Here is a 16393-nt window from a genome sequence, read left to right on the forward strand (position 1 = left end):
CCCCGGGCCGAGCTGAACCGCGCCGGCAAGGTCAGGCCAGGAAGGCCCCGTACCCGTCCAGCGCGCGCAGCACCTCCGCCTCCCCGGCCGGCGGAAGCTGGACCACGACCTCCTCGACGCCCAGGTCCGCGTAGTGCGCGAGCTTGCCGGGGCTGGGGTAGACCGCGTAGGGGACGATCTGCAGGGCGGCCGGGTCGCGGCCCGCGTCCGCCCAGGCAGACCGCAGCACCGGCAGCGACTCGGTGAGGCCGCCCCCGCCGATGGGCATCCAGCCGTCGGCGTAGGCGCAGATGTGGGAGAAGAGCTTGGGACCGGCCGCCCCGCCGACGAGCGTGCGCGGACCGGTGACCGGGCCGCGCGGCTTCTGGACCGGCTTGGGGTGGGCGTGAGAGGCCCGTACGCTGCCGAACTCCCCTTCGTAAGCGGTCGGTTCCTCCGACCACAACGCACGCATCAGCGCCATCCGATCACGCACCAGCTCGCGCCGGGTCCGCCACTGCACCCCGTGGTCGGCGGCCTCCTCGACGTTCCAGCCGAAGCCGAGGCCGAGGGTGAAGCGGCCGCCGGAGAGGTGGTCCAGGGTCGCGATCTGCTTGGCGAGGGCGATCGGGTCGTGCTGCGCGACCAGCGTGATGCCGGTGCCGAGGCCGAGCCGCTCGGTGACGGCGGCCGCCTGGCCGAGCGCGACGAAGGGGTCGAGGGTGCGGCCGTACTCCGGCGGCAGCTCGCCGCCCGCCGGGTACGGCGTCGTCCGCTCCACCGGGATGTGGGTGTGCTCGGGCAGGTACAGGCCCGCGAAACCGCGCTGCTCCAGCTCACGGGCGAGCCGGACGGGGGTGACGGTCTCGTCGGTGAGGAAGATCGTGACAGCGATGCGCATGACTCATCTGTACCGGGCGAGGACACAGATGTCCATACCGACCAGTCGGCCCTGTTTTCACGGAGGACGCGGAGGACGCGGAGGACGCGGGAGACTCACCTGAACCGAGGGTCTAATTCCATGTACATGCCATATCGTCGAGTCCCGATTCCCTCTCCTTTCACGGGAGTTCACGCCCTCAGACGAAGGTGGCTCGTATGTGTGAGGACGCCCACGGCATCGGACGACGCGCTCTGTTCGTGACGGGCGCGGCCGCCGCGCTTACGTTGGGAAGCGTGAGCTTCGCGGCGGCCGACGGCCAGGACCACGGGACCGAGACGACAGCGACGATCCGGGGCACGCTGCCCCCCGGTTCGCCGGACTACGTGTACGTACCCATCGAAGTCCCCGCCGGCGTACGGGAGATCAGGGTCGCCTACACCTACGACAAGCCGCCCGTCCCGGCCGGCACCCAGGGCAACGCCCTCGACATCGGCATCTTCGACGAGCGCGGCACCGAGCCCGGCGGCCGGGGCTTCCGGGGCTGGTCGGGCGGGGCGCGCTCGGAGTTCTTCATCCGCGCCGACGACGCGACGCCGGGGTATGTGCCCGGGCCGGTGCGGGAGGGCACCTGGCAGGTGGCGCTGGGCCCGTACACGGTGGCCCCGCAGGGACTGTCGTACGAGCTGACGATCACACTGACGTACGGGGAGCCGGGCGAGACGCCGGCGCCCGTGTACCCGCCGGAACGGGCCAGGGGGCGGGGCCGCGCCTGGTACCGGGGCGACTGCCACCTGCACTCCTGGTACTCCGACGGCCGCCGCACCCCGGCGGAGATCGCCGCGCTCGCGCGGGCGGCGGGGCTCGACTTCATCAACTCCTCGGACCACAACACGCATGCGGCCCATCCGCACTGGGCCTCCGAGGCGGGCGAGGACCTGCTGATCCTGCTCGGCGAGGAGGTCACCACCCGCAACGGCCACGTCGTCGCGCTCGGCACCGACCCCGGCACCTTCGTCGACTGGCGCTACCGGGCCCGCGACAACCGCTTCGGCCGTTTCGCCCGCCAGATCCGCCGGGCCGGCGGCCTCGTCGTACCGGCCCATCCGCACGCCACCTGCATCGGGTGCGGCTGGAAGTTCGGGTTCGGCGAGGCGGACGCGATCGAGGTGTGGAACGGTCCGTACACACCCGACGACGAGGTGGCGCTCGCGGAGTGGGACAACCTGCTGGTCGCGTCCGTACGGGAGGGGCGCGAGGGGCGGAATGGTCGCGAGGACCGCGGCTGGATCCCGGCCATGGGCAACAGCGACGCGCACCGCGACCCGGACGCCGTGGGCCTCCCGCAAACGGTCGTCCTCGCCGAAGACCTGACCCGCGAGGCCATCCAGGCCGGCATCCGCGCGGGCCGCTCCTACGTCGCCGAGTCCAAAAACGTCTCCCTGACCTTCACGGCGAGCGGGGAGAGGGGACGGCACGCGGGAATCGGCGAGCGCCTGGAGGTCCCCGCCGACAGCCCCGTGACGATCCGCGTCGAGGCGTCCGGCGCCCCCCGCTGCACCATCCGCCTCGTCACCGACCAGGGCGTCCTGTTCACCAGCGCCCCACTCCCGGTCTCCGGCTCCGGCACGGCGGAGTGGCACACGACCCCGGCGTACGCCGCCTACGTACGCGCGGAGCTGCGCCACGAGACGGCGGCGGGCCCGGTACCGGGGGCACTGGCGGCGTTCACGAATCCGATCTTTTTGGGGCGCTGAGATCCGGGCCGTCCGGAATTCAGACGGCATCTTCAGACAGCATCTACTGCCGGGCGAGCCCAGCCGGGTCGATGGCGATCGGAAAGGGTGCGTCCAGGTCGGTGGTGGCGCCGCTGAGCGCGGTCGTCCGCTCCACGTACCGGCCGCCCTGCAGCTCGTAGGCGACGAGCATCGGGGCGGGGTCGAACTCGAGTCGCCAGAGATGCGGGATGGCGGCCTCCGCGTACAGCATGGGCTTGACCTGGCGGTCCATGGTGCTGTTGCCGGGGGACACGAGTTCGACGACGAGCCGCACCGCTTCGACGTCCACGGTGACGGGATCCTCGGCGGTCGCACCGGCGTCGACCACCACCAGGTCGGGAACGACCAGGCCCGACGGCAGGACGACGTTGACGCCTTCCAGGATCTCCACCGGTGCGCCGACAGCCCGGGCAGCCGCGTCCAGCGCGACGTGGAGACGGAACGAGGCCCGCTGATGGCGGACGCCGGGAGCGGAGGACATCACGAGGGACTCCCCCAGCAGCTCGTAGCGGACGGTGCGGTCTTCGGGCAGGGCGAGCACATCGGCGACGGTCCAGGGCCCTGTGTGGTCGATGGCAACGCCCATTCCCTTTCACCTCCTCGCCCACCCGCCGGCCGCGATGTCACCCCAGCAGGCGGTACACGGCCAGCCTACGGGGGCTCCCACCTGCTGACATCAGGGTTCGGCGCCCTGGCGGAGACCCTGATAACGCGTGCTGGAAATCTCTGGCAGTGGTGCAGGACGTCGACCGTCGTCGTGATCAAGGAACAGCGCCCTCAACCCGACCGATGACAACCCCGACGACCCGCTCGCAGGAGCCGTCGTCCGCTGACGTTGCCGTCAGCGTTGCCGTCAAACGGCACGAGAGCCCCACCGATTTCACATCGGTGGGGCTCTCGCATTGGCCTCGGCGAACGCTCAGGAACGTCCTACGCTGGGACGGTCAAAAGCGAATTATCCTCGCCACCAATCGGGGGTCCGCTGGATATTGCTAATCGCCGACCTCCTGACTCCAGGACTGCCCCAAACCTGCCTTCGCCAGCCTCGATGAGGTCCGCACCGCTTCCCATTCGGAGGCTTCTTCGAGCGCACCTTCAGTCCAAATCGACTCAGGGCCAGCGCTTACAGAATTTGCGCTTTCATTGACCGCCTGAAGCAGAAGGTAATCTTCGTGATTCAGCGAACCGTCAGCCACTCTGGCACGGGCCACGTGCATCACGTCGTCGAACTGAAGCAAGATTTCTTCTGCTTCCACCCCTGACGACCGCAAGCACTCCACTTGCTTTTCAGGATCCGCGCTGAGCAGGCCCAGTGTATCGAGGGCCCACCGCCGAAAGTCCGCCAACTTCCGATCGCCGGTCATCGAATGATTCCTCCCAGATCCCCTTCAGGACCCACGACTCGCCAGTATGCACCCTCACCATGATGGCCGCCCCCAGGGTTCCACCTGAGCATCCTCCCAGTCGGGTCTCCTCGATCCGTATATTCGCGAATCACCCAACCGCCGCCAGCATTCTTCGCTCTGCCTAGGCCCTCTTCGACCCACCCCTTCCGGCCTGCAAAGAATGGACGAACCTGGTCCGGTGTGACACCACCCTTAAGGACAGAGGGGGTGTCGAAGATGTCATCCGCCGAACGAATCCCTGGAAGCTGGCCAGCCTCCTCGGTGAGCTGCCTGCGCAAACGCTCACCATCGGCGGCACTTGTAGGGCAACTGGAATTGTGAACAAGAACCGGTGTCCGGCCCGCCAGCACATAGTACGTGTGCTACGCGCCCCATCCCCATCTGCGTTTTCGCAGGTCATCGGCGGTTTCGTGCTCCGCTGGCGTCCGTGGCTGTGCCCTGGTGTCCGTGGTGGTTGCCGTCAGCGCTGCCGTCAGAGGTGCAGACCACCACGAAGCAGCGGGGCGGCCCGGCAACTCCTGGGCCGACGGCGGCTGCGGACCCTACACTGAGCGCATGACCGTACGCGAGGAAGCACACCGGCTGCTCGACGCGGTGCCGGAGGACCGGCTGCCCGACGCCATAGAGCTGCTGCGGCGATGGGCGGAAGTGGAGCGCGGCGAGCGCCCCCGCCGCCGGTTCCGCACGACCGGCGTCTTCGACGGCGAACCCGACCTCGCGGTCCGCTCCAAGGAGATCGTCCGCGACGCCTGGGCCAGTGAGGAGCCCCGGAGCGCGTGATCGTCATCGACACCGGCCCCGTGGTGGCGGCCGCCAACCGCAAGGACGACTACCACCTGCAGTGCGTCGACCTGCTCCAGAACTTCCCCGGCCCGCTCCTGCTGCCCGCCCCACTGCTGACCGAGATCGGTTACATGCTCGCCAGTCGTGCCGGGGCCAAGGCGGAGGCCGATTTCCTGCGCGACGTCGCGGACGGCGTCTACGAAATGGTGCCCGTGACCTCCTCCGAGGTCAGCCGGGCCGCCGACCTGGTCGAGCAGTACGCGAGCCTGCCCCTGGGCACCGCCGACGCCTTCGTCGTCGCGGTCGCCGAGAAGTACCGCGCGGTCAACATCGCCACCCTGGACCGCCGCCACTTCAGCGTGGTGCGCCCGAGTCACCTCCCGGCATTCACTCTGCTGCCGTAGCCGGGCCGCCGCGCTGACGTGCCGATCGCTCAGGGGTCGGCAGGGTCTTGGACCGGTGTCCTGTCCGGTGCTTCCCCCGGCGACCCGTTCGCCGGACAGGCCGTCCTCTCGCGTCGAGGCGGAGTCGGTGCGCTTGCCGGTCCGGCGGCGCGGAGGCTGGGCAAGGAGGGGTCTGCCGACGACGGGCCGCCGGGGGCATCGCTCCCCGCCGGGGGCGGGGCAGGCCGCCGCCCCCGGTGAGCCTGCGCGACGGACGTGAAGGGTCGGCTCCTGGTCGGCCCTGTGCCTGCGTTCCGGCCGTAGGACGGTCGTCGGCGACAACTTGCTGTGCGACGCGCGAGGGCTCCACGCCCACAACTTTCTCCCGGCCGTGTCAGGTTGGGCCCAGCGCGTGCCTGAGTTCGGCCGTCCGCCAGCACCTCGCGCGGGCCTCGGCCGCTCGCCCGACGGCGGGTTCGTCGGCGTCGGCGGCCCGCACCGGCCGGCGGGGCCTGCCTTGAACCTCGTAGAGAAAATCTGAACGCACACCCACGGGTCACCCATGTCCGGTCCCGGTAGATGCTTGACACTTCGGGGCGTCGAACTCGTCGTCATCAAGGAACTCCTCGGCCACGCTCACATCGGCGTCACTGCCACCGTCTACGCCCACGTCCGACTCCGCCTCGAGCGCGACGCCATCGATCTCCTCGGACGTGCCCTCCGCAGCCCCACCGAGATCACCGGCGAGCCCGACGACGGCGACGAACTACCTCTTTGCGCCGCGCCCGTCCGCTGACGTTGCCGTCAACTACTGCCGTCAAGAGCCCCAGAGGCCCCGCCGGATTCAAGAATTCCCAGCGGGGCCTCTGGCTTGATCAAACTGACAGTTCCCGCTGCACCTCGGCATACGAATTAGCCGGGGCAAGCTCGGACATCCTCCTAAAGAAGATCATCCCAGCCGATTTGACAGCCCTCAGGAAATCCACAGATGAAGCATTTCCCGTCTTGATTTCTTCGCCAATCTTAGCGGTCACCAAGACGCGAGACCCTGTGGCCCGAAAAGAGAGCTTGATCGGCTGATCCGGGAAATATGTCTCCGCGTAACCCGACGACTGCATTTTCGTCACCATCTCGGCGATATAACACCAGATCTGGTCAACGTAGTCCCATTCTTCAGTGCCGATGATTACCATTCCATCAACGGACAGCCGAATGGCACCTTCAATGTAGTCAAGGTCGGGCGGCGGGGTGCGGCAGGATTCCACCTGCACGAACCCACCGGCCGCAACCTTCAGGAACGTCTCGATCTCAACCACGCTACAGGCCCTTCGGCTATGGAGATTCCGGATAGAACTGACCCACTCGACCTCTATTCATGCCGAGTACGTAATCGACGCCGTTGACGTTCCCGCGAATCTGATACATACCCTGACTGCCTCGCTGAAGCAGCGTGTCGCGGTTCTGTTGCATGACTTGCCCGATAGCCCCTTGGACGTCATCAATACTCATACCCGAATCGAAGAAGGACTGCGTCGACTTCACCGAGCCATCCCAATAATTCGGGTGATGACGAGTGAGAATGTACTCCATTCCCTTCTTATCCAGCAAGAAGGTCTGATTTCCGACATCCCGGCACCCACGCCGCCCGAGGTCGAGCACCGTGTCTCGCACCGCATCAAGCGGCAGGGCGTGCTCTACGGCGCCACCCCGACTCCGTACCGGACCACCGTGCACGAGGCGGCGCTGCGCATGCGCGTCGGCGGCCGGACGGTGACCCGCGCGCAGTTGCGCCATCTGCTCGACATGGGCGAACGGGAGCACATCACCATCCGTGTACTCCCTTACGACGTCGGTGCCTTCCCCGGATCGGGTCAGTCCATCAACTACCTGTACGGCCCCGTACCGCAACTCGACACCGCGCAACTCGACCAGTTCCACGGTCCGGTACTCCTCGACGCGGAGGCTCTCCTGGACAAGTACCGGAACCTGCTCGACATCGTCGAAGCAACCGCCCTCAGCCCCGAGAAGTCCCGGGATCTGATCCACGCGATCGCCCAGAACCTGTGAAGGAGCCGGTATGTCCCCGCACCGCTGGGAGAAGTCGTCCTACTGCCAGGAAGGCGACGCCTGTGTCCACATATCCACCACCCCCACCGCCATACACCTCACCGACCGCCCCGCCCCGCCCCACACCGTCCTCACCGTCGGCCCCGCCGCCTTCGCCGCCCTTCTCCGTTCGCTGAAGTCGCGTGCGGTCACGGGAGGGTGAGGTCCGCGACGACCGCCGCGTGGTCGGAGGGCCAGACGCCGTCGACCGGGGCGTCTCCCGCCCTCCGCACGGAGTGCACGGTGCCGATGCCGTCGGGGCCGGCCGGGGCGCCGACGTGGACGTAGTCGATGCGCGCGCTCGGGCCGAGGCCCGGGTGGACGTAGGCGTTGGCCGTGTCCCAGGTGGCGGACGGGGCCGCCGGGTCGGCGTACTCCCAGGCGTCGAAGAAGACCTGGCCCGGCACGGCGGGCGCGGTGCGGAAGCCGCCGAAGAGCCGGATCTCGTCGGAGTCGGGGGCGGCGTTGAAGTCGCCGGTGACGACGGGCGGGAAGCCGGTGCCCGTGCGGTGGGCGGCGACGAACCCGGCGAGGGCGGTGACCTGTTGGCGGCGTACGGCGGAGGCGTGCAGCGGCGAGGACAGGTGGACGGTGAAGAAGGGGATCGGGTGGCCGGGGGCGTCCAGTCGGGCGTAGAGGGCGAGGCGCCCGTCGTCGAGGTCGGGGGGCGCGGGCAGCCGCAGCACCTCCCGCTCCACGACCGGCCAGCGGCTCAGCACCGCGTTGCCGATCTCCACCCCCGTCTCCCCGATCCGCCGCTGCCAGCGCTCGGAGGCCGGCGAGGCGGCCCAGGTCCAGTGCAGGCCGAGCTCGCCGGCGAGCCACTCGGCGAGGTTCTCGCCGTCGGCCGCCCACACCTCCTGCAGGCCGACGACATCGGGCCGCAGCTCCCGCAGCACCGACAGAACGGCCTTCTGCCGCTCGGCCCAGGGGCCGAAGCGCCACCACAGATTCCAGGTCACGACCCGCATGAGGCCACCGTCTCTCGTAGCGGAACCGTTCGGGGTTCCGCAGATCGTTCGCGTTTCCGAGAGACACATTGAAAGGCATCGCCACCCCTACGGCACAGGAGACCCGAAAACCATGACCCGCCGCGCGGAGCGCAAGTACCGGGCCGTCACGGCCTTCCAACGCAAGCTGAACGCCGTGATGCGCCGCCTGCCGGCGCAGACGCTGCTGGAGACCACGGGCCGCACCTCCGGTCTGCCCCGCCGCACACCGGTCGGCGGCCGCCGCGTCGGGGACTCCTTCTGGCTGGTGTCGGAGTTCGGCGAGCGCTCCCAGTACGTCCGCAACATCAAGGCCGATCCCCGGGTACGGGTGCGCGTCCACGGCCGCTGGCACGAGGGAACGGCCCACCTGCTCCCGGACGACGACCCGGTCGCGCGGCTCCGCGGCCTGCCCCGCATGAACAGCCTGGCCGTGCGGGCGGCCGGGGCCTCACTGCTGACGGTGCGGGTCGATCTCGAACGGTGACGGCGACGGCCGGCCCGGTCGGTTCAGTCAGGCGTCAGGCCGGTCAGCCCGGCCACACCACGGCCTGCACCTCGCTGTAGGCGTGCAGCGCGTAGGAGCCCACGTCCCGGCCGACCCCGCTCTTCTTGAACCCCCCGAACGGCGCCTCCATGTTCCGTCCGACGGTGTTCACTCCCACTCCCCCGGCCCGCAGCCGCCGGGCCACCCGGAACGCCCGCGCCACGTCGCCCGACCACACGTAGTCGATGAGCCCGTAGTCGCTGTCGTTGGCGAGGGCGACCCCTTCGTCCTCGTCGTCGAAGGGGACGACCACGACCACCGGGCCGAAGATCTCCTCGCGGGCCACCCGCATGTCGTTGGTGCAGTCGGCGAGGAGGGTGGGGGCCACGTAGAACCCGCGCTCGTACGGCGGCCGTTCGCCGCCCGTCACCACCACCGCGCCCTCCTTGCGGCCGAGTTCGACGTACGACTCCACCCGGTCCCGGTGGGCGGCGGAGATCACCGGGCCCACCACCGTGTCGGGTTCCCTGGGGTCTCCCACCTTCAACCGGGCCGCGTAGGCCGCGAGTTGCTCGACCAGGCGGTCGTAGACGCCCCGCTGCGCCAGTACCCGCGTCGGTGCCGTGCAGATCTGGCCGCTGTAGAAGGAGAAGGTGGTGCCGATGCCGGCCACCGCGGACGCCAGGTCCGCGTCGTCGAGGACGAGGGCCGCGCCCTTGCCGCCCAGTTCCATCAGCTGGCGTTTCATGCCCCGGCCGCACGTCTCGGCGATGCGCTGCCCGACCGCCGTGGACCCGGTGAAGCTGACCATGTCGACGTCGGCCGACTCCACCGCCGCCTCGCCGACCGACGGCGACTGCCCGCAGACGACGTTCACCACGCCCGGCGGTGCGCCCGCCGCCTCCAGGGCCTCAGCCATCCGGTACACGGACAGCGGGTCCTGCGGGGCCGGCTTCACGACCACCGTGTTGCCCATCGCGAGGGCCGGGGCGATCTTGCCCGCCGGGTTCGCCCACGGGTTGTTGTAGGAGGTGATGCAGGTGACGACGCCGACGGGCTGGCGCACGGCGAGCGCGCCCATGACGGCCGCCCGCCCCATGGGCCCCGCCTCGTTGATCTGTGGCGGGATCGGCCACTCGGCGGGCTCCGCGCGCGCGTAGCGCCGGAAGCGGGCCAGGCCCACCCCGACCTGCATCGCCCGCGCCGTACCCGTTGTGGCACCGCTCTCCGCCTGCGCCAGCTCGGCGTACGGCGCGAACCGGCCCGCGATGACGTCCGCCGCCCGGGCCAGCACGGCCGCCCGTTCCTCGGGCGGCGTGCGCGACCACGGCCCGAAGGCCTCGCGGGCCGCGGCGCACGCCGCGAGCACCTGATCCCGCGAGGCCTCCGGCGCCCAGCCGACCCGCTCCTCGGTCGCCGGGTCGGTGACGGCGTAGTGCCCGCCGTCGGGTTCGGCCCAGGCGCCCCCGATCAGCAGCCGCTGCCCGTCGGCCGCTGGGCTCACCGGGTGCTCACCGTGCTCGTGTCCCGCCCGGACCTGAGCACCCTGCCCGGCACGGCGCCGCTCACCACGTCGTCCCGGATCGCCTCGACGCCGTTGACCCACACGGCCCGCACCCCGATCGCCTTGGCGTCGAGCCGCGGACTGTCACCCGGCAGGTCGTGCACCAGGGTGGCCTGGCCCGCGTCGATCCGTTCCGGGTCGAAGAGCACCAGGTCCGCATGGAAGCCCTCCTCCACCCGGCCCCGTTCGCGCAGCCCGAACAGCCGCGCCGGGTCGTCGGTCAGCATCTTCACCGCCTGCTCCAGACCGACCAGCTTCCTGCGGCGCAGGCAGTCGCCGAGGAACCTCGTGGTGTACGGGGCCCCGCACATGCGGTCCAGGTGCGCGCCCGCGTCGGAGCCGCCGAGCAGCACGTCCTCGTGCTGCCAGGTCTCGGCCCGCAGCGCCCAGGACGCCGGGTCGTTGTCGGTGGGCATCGGCCACAGGACCGTACGCAGGTCGTCGGCGGCGCAGATCTCCACCAGGCAGTGGAAGGGGTCCTGGCCGCGTTCCGCCGCGATGTCGCGGACCACCCGACCGGACAGCCCGGCGTTGGCCTCGCTGTAGGTGTCGCCGATGACGTACCGCCCGAAGTTCGCCAGCCGCCGGAAGACGCCCGCCTCCTTCGACTGGGCGCGTCGCAGCATCTCCGCCCGCACGTCCGCATCCCGCAGCTTCGCGATCCGCTCCGGGATCGGCAGCCCGAGGATCGGCCCCCACCCCGGTATCAGGTTCAGCGCGCAGAAGGTCCCCAGCGACATGTTCATCGGCGTGAGGATCGGCATGGTGAGCGCGACCACCCTGCCGCCCGCTTTGCGCGCCTGCTCGCTCGCAAGCAGCTGCCGCGGCACGCGCTCCGGGACGGCGGCGTCGATGGTCAGCACGTTCCAGTTCAGGGGCCGCCCGGCGGTGGCGCTCATCTCCGCGAACAGGTCGATCTCGGCGTCGCTGAACTGGTCCAGGCAGCCCGCGACGATCGCCTCGATCTGCGTCCCCTCGTGCTCGCCGACGGCCCGGGAGAGCGCGAGCAGCTCCGCCGGTTCCGCGTGCCGGGAGGCGACCGGCCGGCCGTCGCCGTCGGAGTGGGTGGAGGACTGGGTGGTGGAGAAGCCCCAGGCACCGGCGTCCATCGCCTCGTGCAGCAGCCGGACGATCTCGCCGAGCTGCTCCTCGGTGGGCTGCCCGCCGACCGCGTCGGGCCCCATCACGTACCGGCGCAGCGCGCAGTGCCCCACCATGAAACCGGCGTTGACGGCGATGCGCCCCTCGAGGGCGTCCAGGTACTCCCCGAACGTGTGCCAGCTCCAGGGCGCCCCCTCCTCCAGCGCCACCAGCGACATTCCTTCGACCTTGGACATCATCCGCCGGGTGTAGTCGGCGTCGTCCGGACGGGAGGGGTTGAGGGGCGCGAGGGTGAACCCGCAGTTCCCGGCCGCCACGGTGGTCACCCCGTGATTCAGGGACGGGGTCGCGTACGGGTCCCAGAACAGCTGGGCGTCGTAGTGCGTGTGCGGGTCGACGAAGCCGGGCGCGAGGACGAGCCCGGCCGCGTCCTCCGACGAGCGCGCCTCCTCGGTCACGGTCCCGATGACGGCGATGCGCCCGTCGCGGATGCCGACGTCGGCGGTGTGGGCGGGCGCACCCGTGCCGTCCACCACGGTGGCGCCCTTGATCAGGTGGTCGAGCATGACCCGCGCCCCCTCACACAGCCTGACGGAACCGCGAAGTCCGGTGCACGGGATCCGTGTCGATCTTCGGGATGACATGCTCCCCGATCAACCGGATCGTCTGCAGCGTCTCCTCCTTCGGCACCCCCACCGGCAGCCCGAAGCTCAGCTGGTCCGCCCCGGCCTGCTCCCACCGCTTGCACTGGGTGAGCACCTCGTCCGGGTCGCCGCAGATCAGCAGCTCCTCCTCGATCAGCAGCTCCACGAACTCCGGCGTGTACTCGGGAAGCGTCTCCGGCCACACCGGGAAGCCCTCGGGCCGCGGGAAGGTGTCGTGGTAGCGGAAGACCAGGGACGGCAGGTAGTGCAGGCCGCCGTGCACGGCGATGTCGATCGCCTCCGCGTGCGTCGGCGCGCAGATCGCAGTCGTCGTCACCATCACGTTGTCGTTGACGAAGTCCCCGACCGGCTCGGCGTTCACGATCGCCGTCTTGTACTGCTCCAGCACCCACTCCATGTCGGAGACCTTCTGGATGCTGAAGCCGAGCACCCCGAGGCCCTTGCGCGCGGCCATCGCGTACGAGGGCGGCGACCCGGCGGCGTACCACATGGCGGGGTGCGACTTCCCGTACGGCTTAGGCAGGACCTTGCGGGGCGGCAGCTGCCAGTGCTTGCCCTGGAAGCCGGCGTACTCGTCCTGGAGCCACATCTTCGGGAACTCGGCGATCGTCTCCTCCCAGATCTCCTTGGTGTAGTTCATGTCGGTCACGCCCGGTATGAACCCGAGGATCTCGTGCGAGCCGGCCCCGCGGCCCGACCCGAACTCGAAGCGGTTGCCGGTGAGGTGGTCGAGCATGGCGACCTTCTCGGCCACCTTCACCGGGTGGTTGACCTGGGCGAGCGGGTTGAAGATGCCGGAGCCGAGGTGGATGCGCTCGGTGGCGTGCGCCAGGTACCCGAGGAAGACGTCGTTGGCGGAGAGGTGCGAGTACTCCTCCAGGAAGTGGTGCTCGGACGCCCAGGCGTACTTGAAGCCCGACCGGTCCGCCTGGATGACGTACTCGGTCTCCTCCATCAGCGCCTTGTGTTCGGCGAGCGGGTCGGTCTCGGCGCGCTTGCCCACGTATCCCTGTACAAAGAGCCCGAATTCCAAGGCGGGTCACCATCCCTACGTTCCTGACGCACCGTCAGATCTACTGCCGCCGAACTGTTGCACCGCGCGCATGCACCGTCAATAGCTGACGGCCTGTCAGATATCGGTCGGGCACCGGCCGGGCGCCGGTCAGACGATCGAGACGCCGGCCAGCCAGCCCCCGTCGATCACGAACGGCTGCCCGGTGATGTAGGAGGAGTCCTCGCAGGTGAGGAAGAGGGCCAGGCGGGCCACCTCCTCCGGGCGCCCGATCCGGCCGAGCGGCACGAGCTTGCGGTAGAGCTCGTCCAGCGCCCGGCTCATCCCCTCCGCGTCCGCCCCCGGGTCCAGCTGGGCGGGGTTGGACATCGCGGTGTCCACGGCGCCGGGGCACATCGCGTTGACCCGGATGCGCCGGTCGGCGAGCTCCAGGGCGGCGACCCGGGTCAGGCCGAGGATGGCATGCTTGGTGGCGGCGTAGGACCCCACGGCCGCCATTCCGGTCACCGCCGTGTACGAGGCGGTGTTGACGATCGTGCCGCCGTCCTCCATCACCGGCGCCACCGTCCTGATGCCGAGGAAGCAGCCGACCTGGTTGACCTGCACGACCTGCATGAACTCGTCGAGGGGGGTGTCGAGCAGGGAGTTGAAGCGCAGGATGCCCGCGTTGTTGACCAGGCCGTCGATCCGGCCGAAGGCGTTCTTGACGGTGCCCACCGCCGAGCGCCACTGGTCCTCCCGGCGCACGTCCAGGTGGACGTAGCGGGCGCCCAGCTCCCCGGCGAGCGCCTCGCCCTGTTCGTCCAGGACGTCGGCCACCACGACCTCCGCCCCCTCCGCCCGGAACAGGCGGGCCTCCTGCTCGCCCTGCCCGCGCGCCGCCCCGGTGACGATCACGACGCGTCCGTCCAGCTTGCCCATGCCGTACTCCTCAGAGGTGGGGCGCCACATCGGCGCCGAACGCGGCCATCTGGTCGATGAGTTCGCTGCGGCCGCGGCAGCGGAAGCGCACCTGGATCTGGTGCACGCCCATCGCGCGGTAGGCCCGCAGGGACTCCGCGAGCCGGCCGGGCGGGCCGGCCAGGGTGCGCCGCCCGACGTCCCAGGCGGGCGCGCCGACGTACAGCGGCTCGGTGATGGCCCCGACGGTGATCGGCTCCTCGACGCCCGCCTCCTCGCGCAGCCGTGTCAGCCGGGCGATCTGCGCGGGCAGCCGGTCGCGCGGGTCGCCCTGCGGCAGCCAGCCGTCGCCCCTGAGCGCGGCCCGGCGCACGGCGGCGGGCGAGGAACCGCCGACCCAGATGGGGACCTTCTCCTGGGCCGGGCGCGGCCGCTGGCCGAGGCCCTCGAAGTCGTAGAGCTTGCCGTGGTGTTCGGGGAACTCCGCCGGTCCCAGGGCGGCGCGCAGGGCGTCGATGGTCTCGTCCAGCACGGCGCCGCGCCGCTCGAAGTCGGCGCCGACCGCCTCGAACTCCTCCCGGACGTGCCCGGCCCCGACGCCCAGGATCAGCCGCCCGGCGCTGAGGTGGTCGAGGGTCGCGTACTGCTTGGCGGTCAGCAGCGGGTGCCGCAGCCCCACGACGGCGACGTGGCTGAGCAGCCGCACCCGCTCGGTCACGCCCGCGAGGTGGGCGAGGGTGGCGACGGGGTCGTACCAGACGGTGCTCATGGCGGCGGCCAGCCGGCGCGGGATCGCGACGTGGTCGCAGCTCGCGACGTAGTCGAAGCCGGCGCGCTCGGCGGCGCGGGCGATCTCCACCAGGTCCGCGGGGCCGGCTGCGGCCTCCCAGCCCTCGGCGTAGAGGGTGCTCTGGGACTGCACCGGCAGCTGCATCCCGTAGGCGAGGGAGGTGCTCACCGCGCCCCGCTCCACAGCCCGTCGGCGGTGAGGCCCAGCAGCTCGATGGCGTTGCCCCGGACGATCCGCTCCACCACGTCCGGCGCGAGGTGGCCCATCTGCGCCTCGCCGACCTCGCGGGACTTGGGCCAGGTGGAGTCGGAGTGCGGGTAGTCGGTCTCGTACAGGACGTTGCCCAGGCCGATGGAGTCGAGGTTGCGCAGGCCGAAGGCGTCGTCGAAGAAGCAGCCGTGGACGTGCTCGGCGAACAGCTCGGACGGCGGCCGGTGGACCTTGTCGGCGACTCCGCCCCAGCCGCGGTTCTCCTCCCACACCACGTCGGCGCGCTCCAGGATGTACGGGATCCAGCCGATCTGGCCCTCGGCGTACATCACCTTCAGGTTCGGGAAGCGCTCGAACTTGCCGCTCATCAGCCAGTCGACCATGGAGAAGCAGCAGTTGGCGAAGGTGATGGTCGAACCGACCGCGGGCGGCGCGTCCTTGGAGGTGGAGGGCATACGGCTGCTGGAGCCGATGTGCATGGCGACGACCGTGCCGGTCTCGTCGCAGGCGGCGAGGAAGGGGTCCCAGTCGTCGCCGTGGATGGAGGGCAGGCCCAGGTAGGGCGGTATCTCGGAGAAGGCGACCGCGCGCACCCCGCGGGCGGCGTTGCGCCGCACCTCGGCGGCGGCCAGTTCGGGGTCCCACAGCGGGATGAGGGTGAGCGGGATCAGCCGGCCCTGGGCCTTGGGGCCGCACCACTCCTCCACCATCCAGTCGTTGTAGGCCCGCACGCACAGCAGCCCGAGATCGTGGTCCTCGGCCTCGGTGAAGGTCTGACCGCAGAAGCGCGGGAAGGTCGGGAAGCAGACGGCGGACTGGACGTGGTTGACGTCCATGTCGGCGAGGCGCTGCGGGACGTCGTACGAGCCGGGCCGCATCTGCTCGTAGGTGATGATCTCCAGCTTGATCTCGTCCCTGCTGTAGCCGACCGCCGTGTCCAGGCGGGTGAGGGGGCGGTGCAGGTCCTCGTAGACCCACCAGTCGCCGATCGGGCCGTCGTCGCCGGGCCCGCCCATCACCGGCCTGAACCGGCCGCCCAGGAAGGTCATCTCCTTCAGCGGGGCGCGGACTATGCGCGGTCCGGTGTCGAGGTACTTCTTCGGCAGGCGGCTGCTCCAGACGTCGGCGGGCTCCACGGTGTGGTCGTCGACGGAGATGATCAGGGGAAACGTGGCCTGGGTGCCGGGTTGGGTGTCCATGGCGGCCACCGTAGCGCCGATCTGACGGCCCGTCAGCTATGCGGTCGCGGGGATCTCGCCGCCCGGATCCGCTCCCGCGCGTGCGAAGGGCGGGTGAGGACTCTGTGATGGAGGACGGGTGAGGACTGTGTGATATCGCGCGCGTCCGCCGGTGAGCGCGC

At 70.3% G+C, this 16393-nt stretch carries 17 protein-coding genes and 1 pseudogene; 7 read left to right on the forward strand and 11 right to left on the reverse strand.

Features of this window, described 5'->3' with window-relative positions; all coding sequences use genetic code 11:
• Positions 1-31: 31 nt before the first annotated feature.
• Positions 32-880 (reverse strand): LLM class F420-dependent oxidoreductase, encoded by an 849-nt coding sequence (locus ACJ9NR_RS17145; protein ID WP_412488432.1) that lies wholly within the window; start codon positions 878-880, stop codon positions 32-34.
• A gap of 197 nt (positions 881-1077) precedes the next feature.
• Between ACJ9NR_RS17145 and ACJ9NR_RS17150 the strand changes: the two genes are divergently transcribed.
• Entirely contained in the window at positions 1078-2616 is a 1539-nt protein-coding gene (locus tag ACJ9NR_RS17150) for a CehA/McbA family metallohydrolase (protein WP_412488433.1), read from the forward strand.
• 43 nt (positions 2617-2659) lie between these two features.
• On the opposite strand, the gene ACJ9NR_RS17155 is transcribed toward ACJ9NR_RS17150, so the two are convergent.
• The gene (locus ACJ9NR_RS17155; RefSeq protein ID WP_412488434.1) at positions 2660-3223 is read right to left on the reverse strand and encodes a Uma2 family endonuclease; all 564 of its coding nucleotides are present in this window, start codon (positions 3221-3223) and stop codon (positions 2660-2662) included.
• 406 nt (positions 3224-3629) lie between these two features.
• Positions 3630-4001: a hypothetical protein gene (locus ACJ9NR_RS17160; protein ID WP_412488435.1), complete on the reverse strand. Its 372-nt coding sequence runs from the start codon at positions 3999-4001 to the stop codon at positions 3630-3632.
• Positions 4002-4598: 597 nt separating this feature from the next.
• Here ACJ9NR_RS17160 and ACJ9NR_RS17165 point away from each other — a divergent pair.
• The 3 genes from ACJ9NR_RS17165 (at position 4599) to ACJ9NR_RS17175 (ending at position 6005) form a co-directional block, all read left to right on the forward strand.
• A complete protein-coding gene (locus ACJ9NR_RS17165; protein WP_412488436.1) occupies positions 4599-4823 on the forward strand; it encodes a hypothetical protein in 225 nt (74 codons plus the stop codon).
• Complete coding sequence (locus ACJ9NR_RS17170; RefSeq protein ID WP_412488437.1) at positions 4820-5230, forward strand: type II toxin-antitoxin system VapC family toxin; 411 nt, start codon at positions 4820-4822, stop codon at positions 5228-5230. The genes ACJ9NR_RS17165 and ACJ9NR_RS17170 overlap by 4 nt, the downstream gene beginning before the upstream one ends.
• A 562-nt stretch (positions 5231-5792) precedes the next feature.
• Complete coding sequence (locus ACJ9NR_RS17175; RefSeq protein ID WP_412488438.1) at positions 5793-6005, forward strand: hypothetical protein; 213 nt, start codon at positions 5793-5795, stop codon at positions 6003-6005.
• A 79-nt stretch (positions 6006-6084) separates the two neighbouring features.
• Here ACJ9NR_RS17175 and ACJ9NR_RS17180 read toward each other — a convergent pair whose 3' ends face one another.
• The gene (locus ACJ9NR_RS17180) at positions 6085-6525 is read right to left on the reverse strand and encodes a hypothetical protein (RefSeq protein WP_412488439.1); all 441 of its coding nucleotides are present in this window, start codon (positions 6523-6525) and stop codon (positions 6085-6087) included.
• Between the two features lie 310 nt (positions 6526-6835).
• On the opposite strand from ACJ9NR_RS17180, the pseudogene ACJ9NR_RS17185 reads away from it, so the two are divergent.
• Both ACJ9NR_RS17185 and ACJ9NR_RS17190 read left to right on the forward strand, forming a co-directional pair.
• Positions 6836-7276: pseudogene (locus ACJ9NR_RS17185) on the forward strand (DUF5753 domain-containing protein); the annotation flags it as partial.
• A 10-nt stretch (positions 7277-7286) separates the two neighbouring features.
• The gene (locus ACJ9NR_RS17190; RefSeq protein WP_412488440.1) at positions 7287-7478 is read left to right on the forward strand and encodes a DUF397 domain-containing protein; all 192 of its coding nucleotides are present in this window, start codon (positions 7287-7289) and stop codon (positions 7476-7478) included.
• Here the strand turns inward: ACJ9NR_RS17190 and ACJ9NR_RS17195 are convergent.
• Positions 7465-8286 carry an endonuclease/exonuclease/phosphatase family protein gene (locus tag ACJ9NR_RS17195; protein ID WP_412488441.1) on the reverse strand — a complete coding sequence of 274 codons (822 nt, stop codon included), beginning with the start codon at positions 8284-8286 and terminating at the stop codon, positions 7465-7467. The two genes, ACJ9NR_RS17190 and ACJ9NR_RS17195, sit on opposite strands and share 14 nt — an antisense overlap.
• Positions 8287-8398: 112 nt before the next feature.
• On the opposite strand from ACJ9NR_RS17195, the gene ACJ9NR_RS17200 reads away from it, so the two are divergent.
• On the forward strand, positions 8399-8791 hold the full coding sequence (locus ACJ9NR_RS17200; protein WP_412488442.1) for a nitroreductase/quinone reductase family protein: 393 nt from the start codon (positions 8399-8401) through the stop codon (positions 8789-8791).
• Between the two features lie 43 nt (positions 8792-8834).
• Here ACJ9NR_RS17200 and ACJ9NR_RS17205 read toward each other — a convergent pair whose 3' ends face one another.
• The 6 genes from ACJ9NR_RS17205 to ACJ9NR_RS17230 form a co-directional block, all read right to left on the reverse strand.
• Positions 8835-10295, reverse strand: coding sequence for an aldehyde dehydrogenase family protein (locus ACJ9NR_RS17205; RefSeq protein ID WP_412488443.1), 1461 nt, complete (start codon positions 10293-10295; stop codon positions 8835-8837).
• Complete coding sequence (locus ACJ9NR_RS17210; RefSeq protein ID WP_412488444.1) at positions 10292-12022, reverse strand: N-acyl-D-amino-acid deacylase family protein; 1731 nt, start codon at positions 12020-12022, stop codon at positions 10292-10294. Before ACJ9NR_RS17210 ends, ACJ9NR_RS17205 begins: the two co-directional genes overlap by 4 nt.
• 13 nt (positions 12023-12035) lie before the next feature.
• Positions 12036-13154 carry an LLM class flavin-dependent oxidoreductase gene (locus ACJ9NR_RS17215; RefSeq protein ID WP_412488445.1) on the reverse strand — a complete coding sequence of 373 codons (1119 nt, stop codon included), beginning with the start codon at positions 13152-13154 and terminating at the stop codon, positions 12036-12038.
• 129 nt (positions 13155-13283) lie between these two features.
• The gene (locus ACJ9NR_RS17220; RefSeq protein ID WP_412488446.1) at positions 13284-14054 is read right to left on the reverse strand and encodes an SDR family NAD(P)-dependent oxidoreductase; all 771 of its coding nucleotides are present in this window, start codon (positions 14052-14054) and stop codon (positions 13284-13286) included.
• A 10-nt stretch (positions 14055-14064) separates the two neighbouring features.
• Positions 14065-14967, reverse strand: coding sequence for an LLM class F420-dependent oxidoreductase (locus tag ACJ9NR_RS17225; RefSeq protein WP_412488858.1), 903 nt, complete (start codon positions 14965-14967; stop codon positions 14065-14067).
• Between the two features lie 20 nt (positions 14968-14987).
• Positions 14988-16232, reverse strand: coding sequence for an amidohydrolase family protein (locus ACJ9NR_RS17230; protein ID WP_412488447.1), 1245 nt, complete (start codon positions 16230-16232; stop codon positions 14988-14990).
• Between the last annotated feature and the right edge of the window lie 161 nt (positions 16233-16393).

Origin of the sequence: Streptomyces sediminimaris, from assembly GCF_047049295.1 — a bacterium.
GTDB classification, from domain to species: Bacteria; Actinomycetota; Actinomycetes; order Streptomycetales; family Streptomycetaceae; genus Streptomyces; species Streptomyces sediminimaris.

What these genes read in the sequence shown, in the direction of transcription:
- ACJ9NR_RS17145 (WP_412488432.1), bottom strand. Translation starts at nt 880, where the DNA reads ATGCGCATCGCTGTCACGATCTTCCTCACCGACGAGACCGTCACCCCC.
- ACJ9NR_RS17150 (WP_412488433.1), top strand. Translation starts at nt 1,078, where the DNA reads ATGTGTGAGGACGCCCACGGCATCGGACGACGCGCTCTGTTCGTGACG.
- ACJ9NR_RS17155 (WP_412488434.1), bottom strand. Translation starts at nt 3,223, where the DNA reads ATGGGCGTTGCCATCGACCACACAGGGCCCTGGACCGTCGCCGATGTG.
- ACJ9NR_RS17160 (WP_412488435.1), bottom strand. Translation starts at nt 4,001, where the DNA reads ATGACCGGCGATCGGAAGTTGGCGGACTTTCGGCGGTGGGCCCTCGAT.
- ACJ9NR_RS17165 (WP_412488436.1), top strand. Translation starts at nt 4,599, where the DNA reads ATGACCGTACGCGAGGAAGCACACCGGCTGCTCGACGCGGTGCCGGAG.
- ACJ9NR_RS17190 (WP_412488440.1), top strand. Translation starts at nt 7,287, where the DNA reads ATGTCCCCGCACCGCTGGGAGAAGTCGTCCTACTGCCAGGAAGGCGAC.
- ACJ9NR_RS17195 (WP_412488441.1), bottom strand. Translation starts at nt 8,286, where the DNA reads ATGCGGGTCGTGACCTGGAATCTGTGGTGGCGCTTCGGCCCCTGGGCC.
- ACJ9NR_RS17200 (WP_412488442.1), top strand. Translation starts at nt 8,399, where the DNA reads ATGACCCGCCGCGCGGAGCGCAAGTACCGGGCCGTCACGGCCTTCCAA.
- ACJ9NR_RS17210 (WP_412488444.1), bottom strand. Translation starts at nt 12,022, where the DNA reads ATGCTCGACCACCTGATCAAGGGCGCCACCGTGGTGGACGGCACGGGT.
- ACJ9NR_RS17220 (WP_412488446.1), bottom strand. Translation starts at nt 14,054, where the DNA reads ATGGGCAAGCTGGACGGACGCGTCGTGATCGTCACCGGGGCGGCGCGC.
- ACJ9NR_RS17225 (WP_412488858.1), bottom strand. Translation starts at nt 14,967, where the DNA reads ATGCAGCTGCCGGTGCAGTCCCAGAGCACCCTCTACGCCGAGGGCTGG.
- ACJ9NR_RS17230 (WP_412488447.1), bottom strand. Translation starts at nt 16,232, where the DNA reads ATGGACACCCAACCCGGCACCCAGGCCACGTTTCCCCTGATCATCTCC.